The 7,236-nt window shown below is 67.4% G+C and carries 5 protein-coding genes and 1 pseudogene; 5 read left to right on the top strand and 1 reads right to left on the bottom strand.

The features are described from left to right. Nucleotides 1-454, bottom strand: a pseudogene (locus G3N61_RS37280) (hypothetical protein); the annotation flags it as partial. Nucleotides 455-1,064: 610 nt separating this feature from the next. Between G3N61_RS37280 and G3N61_RS37275 the strand changes: the two are divergent. From G3N61_RS37275 to G3N61_RS37255, 5 genes are all read left to right on the top strand, one after another. After that, a complete protein-coding gene (locus tag G3N61_RS37275; protein WP_205824909.1) occupies nt 1,065-1,535 on the top strand; it encodes a universal stress protein in 471 nt (156 codons plus the stop codon). Between the two features lie 391 nt (nt 1,536-1,926). Beyond that, nucleotides 1,927-2,433 (top strand): cupin domain-containing protein, encoded by a 507-nt coding sequence (locus tag G3N61_RS37270; protein ID WP_089453008.1) that lies wholly within the window; start codon nt 1,927-1,929, stop codon nt 2,431-2,433. Between the two features lie 186 nt (nt 2,434-2,619). Beyond that, nucleotides 2,620-3,645: a DedA family protein/thiosulfate sulfurtransferase GlpE gene (locus G3N61_RS37265; RefSeq protein WP_043183685.1), complete on the top strand. Its 1,026-nt coding sequence runs from the start codon at nt 2,620-2,622 to the stop codon at nt 3,643-3,645. A gap of 451 nt (nt 3,646-4,096) precedes the next feature. Beyond that, the gene (locus G3N61_RS37260; RefSeq protein ID WP_043183686.1) at nt 4,097-5,479 is read left to right on the top strand and encodes an amino acid permease; all 1,383 of its coding nucleotides are present in this window, start codon (nt 4,097-4,099) and stop codon (nt 5,477-5,479) included. 215 nt (nt 5,480-5,694) lie between these two features. After that, nucleotides 5,695-6,630 (top strand): universal stress protein, encoded by a 936-nt coding sequence (locus G3N61_RS37255; RefSeq protein WP_205824908.1) that lies wholly within the window; start codon nt 5,695-5,697, stop codon nt 6,628-6,630. The last annotated feature ends 606 nt before the right edge of the window (nt 6,631-7,236 follow it).

Below are 7,236 nucleotides of genomic sequence, written 5' to 3'. Positions count from 1 at the left end.
AGCTGCGCATCGGCTGCGGGCAGCACGCCATACGCGGCGCCGTTTTGCCAGCGCTGCACCCATTGGGCGACGAAGCCCGCGAGCTGGCCGCCGGTGAAGTCGGCGGGCGGTACGTAGCCGAGCGGGCGCTGTCGAGATCGAGCGTGTCCGCATACCGGCGCCATTGCTCGGGCGTCATGCCCGGGACGAGGCTGAACGCGCCGCGCGCGCCTTCGAGCACGGCCACGCCGGATTGCAGCTCGTGGCGGAGCATCGCGGTCACGTGCGACGTGCGGCGTTCGAAACGCGTATGGACGGCGCCTTGCCACTGGTCGCGCACGAGCAGCGCGACGCCGAGCGACAACGCCGCGCCGGCGCACAGCGTAACGACGCCGGCCGCGAGCGGCTGGCGTAACATGATCTGGAGGCGCGTGGGCCCTCGGGCGTCACGCGTCGGGGTTCCACTTGCGGTCATTCGATGGCCATTCTGTTGTCGGGGGCCGCCTAAGGGCCTGTTTGCGCTTATAACGGACTTGCGCTGGCCCCCAGAAGGGCCGAGCGCAAGGAATGCGACGAAGCGAATACTCGACGTATTCGCGAGGAGTATGACGCCGCGATCGGCCCTTCTGGGGGCCAGCCCCGCGAATGAATTTTCCAAGACAGGGGAACGTGCCTTGCCGGCCGTATTGCGGCGTCGATCGTCGCTTGTTTGGCGCGGCCAAACGGCGCTCCTCACTCCTTGCACTACGGCCGGCAAGGCACGTTCGCAAGTCCGTTATAAGCGTAAACAGGCCCTTAGCACGGGGGCAGCGCAGCAAAACCGGTCAAAACTCGCACCGGCTGCACGCAACGTCTATTTTCAAGATGAAATTGTGCGCGATTTACACGTTTTTTGTAATGGGGTCACTAGAAATTGCGGCAACTGGCGTGAAGCAGCGGGCGCGCCGGCCGCGTTTGACGCGCATCAACGGGCGCGTCGGCACGTGGGGCAGACTGTTCGGCAGGCCAGCCGGCACCGGGCCGGGTGGCGATAACGGGCCGTCGTCGCGCAATGCGCGACGCGTGCCCGGTCGGAGGGACGGACCATGTACAAGCGGATTTTCGTCGGGCTCGATGGCAGCCCGAGTGCGCGTCTCGCGCTGAACGAGGCGATCCGGATCGCGGCGGCGTCCGGCGGTGAAGTCACCTGCGCGTATGTCGTCGAGCATCGGCCGCAGCTCGTCGACGTCGATGCGGGCTTCGCGGCCGCGCGCGCCGGCGATGCGGCCGCGACCGATGCCGCGACGCCGGTGCTCGACGATGCGAAAGCGGTGCTCGCGCAGGAGCATGTGCCAGGCACCGTGCGCGCGCTCGACGCATACGGCGAGGATGTCGCCACGGTGCTGATGCGCACGGCGGCCGAAGCCGACGCCGACCTGATCGTGATGGGCACGAGCGGGCGGCACGGCCTGCGCCGGTTGCTGCTCGGCAGTGTCGCCGAATCGCTGCTGCGCGCGGCCGACCGGCCCGTGCTGCTGGTGCGGCACAGCGAGCCCGGCGCGTCGGCGGCTGCGTGACGCACGCGGCACGGCGCTGGCGCATGAGCGGTCGCGGCCGGTGACGGTCGCGGCCGGTGACGGTCGCGCGCCTGCGCCGGATGACGGCCTGTTGCAACGGAAACGCACGACGCGCCGGTCGACGCACGGCGTGTGAGCGCGGCTGTCGTTTCTGTCGCATCGGCCGGGCGAGGGCGGCGCGCCCGATGCACCTTCCCGGGCGCAATCCCGCGCCCGCGGTTGCATCCCGACACGCAGTTCTGGCAGCATCGACCGGTGTCCGCTTGTTCGCCGCGCGCATGGCAGCGGCGATCGACGCAGCGGCATCCGGCGGAATACGGTCGCGGTCGTGATGAGCGAAGCGAGGCCGCGCACCGGTTCCGGGTTCCTTACCTTACCGACGTCATCTGCCATGCCGATTTCCGCTACCGACCTGATTCGCCAGTTCGACCTGCAGCCGCATCCCGAAGGCGGCTATTTCCGCGAAACCTATCGTGCGACCGATTCGGTCGTGCGTCCGGCCGACGGTGCGCCACGCGCCGCGTCGACGGCGATCTACTACCTGCTGTGCGACGGCGCGTATTCGTCGTGGCACCGGATCCGTTCCGACGAGGTCTGGCATTTCTACGCGGGCGACCCGATCGAAGTGTGGGTGCTCGACGAGCGCGACGGGCTGACGATCCACCGGCTCGGCAATCCGCTTACGCATCCGGGCACCGTGTTCCAGGCGGTCGTGCGGGCCGGGAGCTGGTTCGGCGCGCGCTGCGCGGCGCCGGAGCACGTTGCGCTCGTCGGCTGCACGGTGGCGCCGGGCTTCGAGTTCGCGGAATTCGAACTGGCCGACGCGGCCACGCTGGCCGCCGCGTTTCCCGACTACGCGGAATACGTCGTGCAGCTTGCCCAGCGCACGGACATGTGACCGTCACGGTGGTGCAGCCTAATGGGGCGAAGCCCGTGCCGATGGCGCGTGTTCAGCGCGATCGCGGCCAAACCCGTTTAGAATGCCGTGATGCATCAGGTCGGTTGCGGACGTGCCGCGGCGGCCGGTGCCCAGCCGTACCGACGGCCCCCGTCGCGCGGCCGCATGTCTTCCAGGAGCGCCGCCGTGTGGCACTTTCCCATCGCTATTCCATCGTCGCTCGGCCCGTGGGCCGTGTTCGCGAGCGTGTTGATCACGCAGCTCGGTGTGCCGGTGCCGGCCGTGCCGATGCTGATTCTCGGCGGCACGATGGCGGCAATGGGGCAGGCGTCCTGGGTCAGCATGTTCGCGGCGGCGATCGGCGCGACGATGCTGGCCGATTCGCTGTGGTTCTTCATGGGCCGCACGCGTGGCCGGCGCCTGCTGAACGGCCTCGTGCGCTTCTCGCTGTCGCTCGACACGACGCTGCGTTTCGCGCGTAACGTATTCGAAAGATACGGCGCGCCGCTGCTCGTGCTGTCCAAATTCCTGCCGGGCCTCGGCCTCGTGTCGGCGCCGCTGCTCGGCACGACCGCGATCGGCGTCGGCGTGTTCCTGTTCTGGGATCTGGCCGGCGCGTCACTGTGGGCCGCATTCTGGCTGATCGGCGGCGCGGCCATTCACGACCAGATCGTCCAGTTCGTGCTGTGGGTGCGCGCGAGCGGCGGCACGATCCTCGATGCGTTTCTCGCGATCTTCATCACGTTCCTGCTGTACCGCTGGGTGCGGCGCGTGCAGTTCCGCCGCTATCTCGCGCAGGTTCGCATCTCGCCGCCGCAACTCGTCGAGATGATGACGTCGGACGAGCCGCCGCTGATCTTCGACGCGCGGCCGAAAGCGATTCGCGAGCGCGAACCGTACCGGATCGCCGGCGCGGTGCCGGTCGATCTCGATTCACCGGACCTGCTCGACCCGGAAATGCTGAAACGGCCGATCGTCGTCTATTGCGTGTGCCCGAACGAAGCGACCGCGAAGCGCCTGATCGCGAAGATGCAGCGCAAGAAGATGATCCACAACATCCGCGCGCTGAAGGGTGGCCTCGATGCGTGGGAAAAGCACGGCTTCCCGGTGGAGCCGCTGCCGGCCGATCTCGATGCGTCGCGGTATTTCGTGCGTCCGGAACACGGTGCGCTCGAAGGCGAATATACGGTGCGCGCGACGCTGTCCAAATAAATCCGCGCGCGGCATACGCGCGCATTCGGCGCATTCGAATTCCGCCGCCGTTTTCACCCGCTGCGATTTTTCCAAAATCGACTGGCGTGAAACCGCTGATCCTCCATATAATCCCGCCTGCATATTGCGTGCGCATGATCGCGCACATTCGACGCGTGTTCGTTCGCGCCGAAAGCGATTGATCCCGTCGCCGTCCGTCACGCGCACAGCCGCGTCACACGGGCCGCGCGGGCGTATTCCGTGAAAGGCCCGATCCGTTTTCCGGATTGTTCCGGAAAATACGGATAATCCGCGGCGATTCCATTCGGATTGACGCAGTATCCGTGTCGTTTCTCATCTGGAAAACGACGGCGGAGATTATTTCGTTTTCGGCATACCGGTATCGGCATGAACGGTCGCGCATTGACATCGACAATGATGGCGGCCCGTTCGCGGCTGCCAGGAGACGGACTTGAAACAACCAGAAGACCAGTTGCACCGTGGGCTGGAAGAGCGGCACATCAACCTGATGGCGCTCGGCGCGACGATCGGCGTCGGCCTGTTCCTCGGCTCGGCCACCGCGATCCGCGTCGCCGGCCCGGCCATCCTGCTGACCTACCTGCTGGGCGGCATCGCGATTTTCCTGATCATGCGCGCACTCGGCGAGATGGCGATCGCCAATCCGGTCGCCGGCGCGTTCAGCCGCTACGCACGCGATTACCTCGGCCCGCTCGCCGGCTACCTGACCGGCTGGACCTACTGGTTCGTGTGGATCGTCACCTGCATGGCGGAAATCACGGCGGTCGGCGTCTACATGCACATGTGGTTCCCCGGCGTACCGAACTGGATCTGGGCGCTCGCGGCGCTCATGGCGATGGGCTCGGTGAACTTCATCGCGGTCAAGCTCTACGGTGAATTCGAGTTCTGGTTCGCGCTGATCAAGATCGTCACGATCGTGCTGATGATCATCGGCGGCGGGTTGATGATCGCGTTCGGTATCGGCAACGGCGGTGTCGCGATCGGCCTCTCGAACCTGTGGGCGCATGGCGGCTTCATGCCGAACGGCATCAACGGCGTGATCGCCGCGTTGCCGATCGTGATGTTCGCGTATCTCGGCGTCGAGATGCTCGGCCTCACCGCCGGCGAGGCGCGCAACCCGGAGAAGTCGCTGACGAAGGCCGTGAACTCGGTGTTCTGGCGCGTGCTGATTTTCTACATCGGCGCGCTGTTCGTGATCATGTCGCTGTATCCGTGGGACCAGATCGGCACGCAGGGCAGCCCGTTCGTGATGACGTTCTCGCGACTCGGCATCCCGGCTGCTGCCGGCATCATCAACTTCGTCGTGCTGACCGCGGCGCTGTCGTCGTGCAACAGCGGCCTGTTCAGCACCGCGCGAATGCTCTACAACCTCGCGCAGCAAGGCCAGGCACCGAGCAAGCTCGGCAAGGTCAACCGCAACGGCGTGCCGGTGTATGGCGTGATCGTGTCGGTCGCGCTGCTGCTGATCGGCGTGCTGCTCAACTATCTCGCGCCGCAACACGTGTTCACGTGGCTCACGTCGGTGTCGACGTTCGGCGCGATCTGGACGTGGTGCGTGATCCTGATCGCGCAGATGCGCTTTCGCCGCACGCTGTCGGCCGACAAGATCGCGCGCCTGCCGATTCGCGTGCCGTTCTATCCGCTCGGTTCGTTCGTCGCGCTCGGTTTTCTCGTGCTGGTCGTCGTGCTGATGGCGTTCACGCCCGACACGCGCGTCGCGCTCGTGATCGGGCCGGTATGGATCGTGCTGCTCGGCATCACGTATGCGCTGTTCTACGCGAACCGTCCGGCGGCATCGGTGCCGACGAAGTCGTAAGGAGCAAGGGGCTGGCGCAGGCACCGCGCGACCCTTGATCGCGATCATGCGCACGCGGGCCGGACGTTCTATGCTGAACGCATCGATTGTCCGCGCTTCGCGTGGCATCCTGCCGATCCCCGCGACCGCGGCGGCTGTCCGGCCGCCGCGCGCCGCTTCCGCGCGAAGCTCCCGTCGTCGTTCCGCGACGACGCGCACGCACGGAGACCTTCGCCATGCAGCCTGCCCAGCCCATCCCGACGCCTGCGCGAATCGCGCTGGCCGTCGATCCGACGCCCGAATCGCTGTCCGCCGCGCGCTATGCGCGCACGCTGCTGCGTCCCGGCATGCGATTGCGCATCGTCTGCGCCATCGACAACCCGCGCCTCGTCTTGCCCGACATCCCGCGCATCGACGCGCTGCTCACGTCCGCGCGCGAGGACATGATGCGCGAAGCGCAAGCCACCGCCGAACGGATCGCCGCATTGTTCGCCGACAGCGGCATCGAGGTCGAGCAGGCCATCATCGACACGTCGGTGACGGGCGGCACGGTGGCCGATGCGCTGGTGAGCGATACGTCGGCGTGGCGCGCGGACGTGCTGGTGGTCGGCGCGAATCCGCATCACGGGCTGTTGCGGCTGGTCGAAGGCGCGATGTCCGACACGCTGACGACGCGCGCGCGCTGCGCGCTGCTGATCGTGCCGGCCGCCTATGCGCGCCCGGCGGACGGCGGCCTGCAGCGGCTGATGTTCGCGGTCGACGGCAGCGAGCCGGCGCTGCACGCGGTGCGCGTCGGGCTCGGCTTCGCGGCGCCGACGACGTTGCTGTACGCGGCCTACGTGATCGATCGCGCGGTTCGTCTGACGGATATCGTGCCGGTGCGCGCGCTCGAGGATGCCTATCGCGCGGAGGGCGAGGATGCGCTCGCGAAGATCGGCCCGCTGTTCCATGCGACCGGGAACCCGACCAAGCGCGGTGTCGTCGAAACCCGGCCGACCAGCGACGACGTGGCCCATGCGCTGATGCGCGACGCCGTGCACTGGCGGGCCGAGCTGCTGGTGGTCGGCACGCATGGCCGGCGTGGTATTGCCGCCTGGCTGATCGGCAGCGTCGCGCGCCGCGTGGCGCATCTCGCCCAGGTGCCCGTGTTGCTCGTGCGCGGTGCCGAGTAAATCGCGCGTTGTCACGAACGAAGCGGGCTTGGGTTGATCTGCATCAGAAACGGCACGCGTATCGCGTGAGACCTTGATGGAACATCCGGCCACGTGGCCGGTCTGTCGTGGATGTACCGCGCAGCGACGCAGCTATGCGAGCGTCACAGCGTGCGATCGGCGACGCATTCGCTGCCGTCATGTCATTTTCCGGAGCCGCGACGTGCATGGCACGGCGCGTCATCCGACCGAGAACTCTCTGGCACGAGGGTAGGCAGCCGACGGCTGCCTTGGAGGACGGGCGGGGTGCAAGTCACCCCGTCCGCTTTCCGCGTTCGTGTTGTCGTTGGCCCCGTCTGGATTGCTTTCCCCGCAGGAATCGTTGTCATGGCGACCGTGTGGAACGGCACATCACGATGCGTGATGACGCGCGGTCGCGCCAATCCGGATCGGTGATGATCGCGGCAGGCGCGCCGCCGCCATACAGGCACGGCGTACGGCAGGCGCCGCCGAGGTGGCGCGGTGCGCAGCCGGTGCACGGCCCCGTGCCGTGCCGGCTGCCTGCGCGCTCAGGGCGTGCGAAGCATCGACCGCAGGTCGTGCCGGCGGCCCGAGCCGCGGCGCACC

Origin of the sequence: Burkholderia sp. Ac-20349, from assembly GCF_017104865.1 — a bacterium.
In the GTDB taxonomy this organism is placed as follows: domain Bacteria; phylum Pseudomonadota; class Gammaproteobacteria; order Burkholderiales; family Burkholderiaceae; genus Burkholderia; species Burkholderia aenigmatica.
Note: the sequence above shows the minus strand (reverse complement) of the source record. Positions and strands in the feature narration are given on the sequence as shown.

Coding starts and splice junctions, on each gene's coding strand:
- G3N61_RS37275 (WP_205824909.1), top strand. CDS start 1,065: ATGTACAAGCGGATTTTCGTCGGGCTCGATGGCAGCCCGAGTGCGCGT.
- G3N61_RS37270 (WP_089453008.1), top strand. CDS start 1,927: ATGCCGATTTCCGCTACCGACCTGATTCGCCAGTTCGACCTGCAGCCG.
- G3N61_RS37255 (WP_205824908.1), top strand. CDS start 5,695: ATGCAGCCTGCCCAGCCCATCCCGACGCCTGCGCGAATCGCGCTGGCC.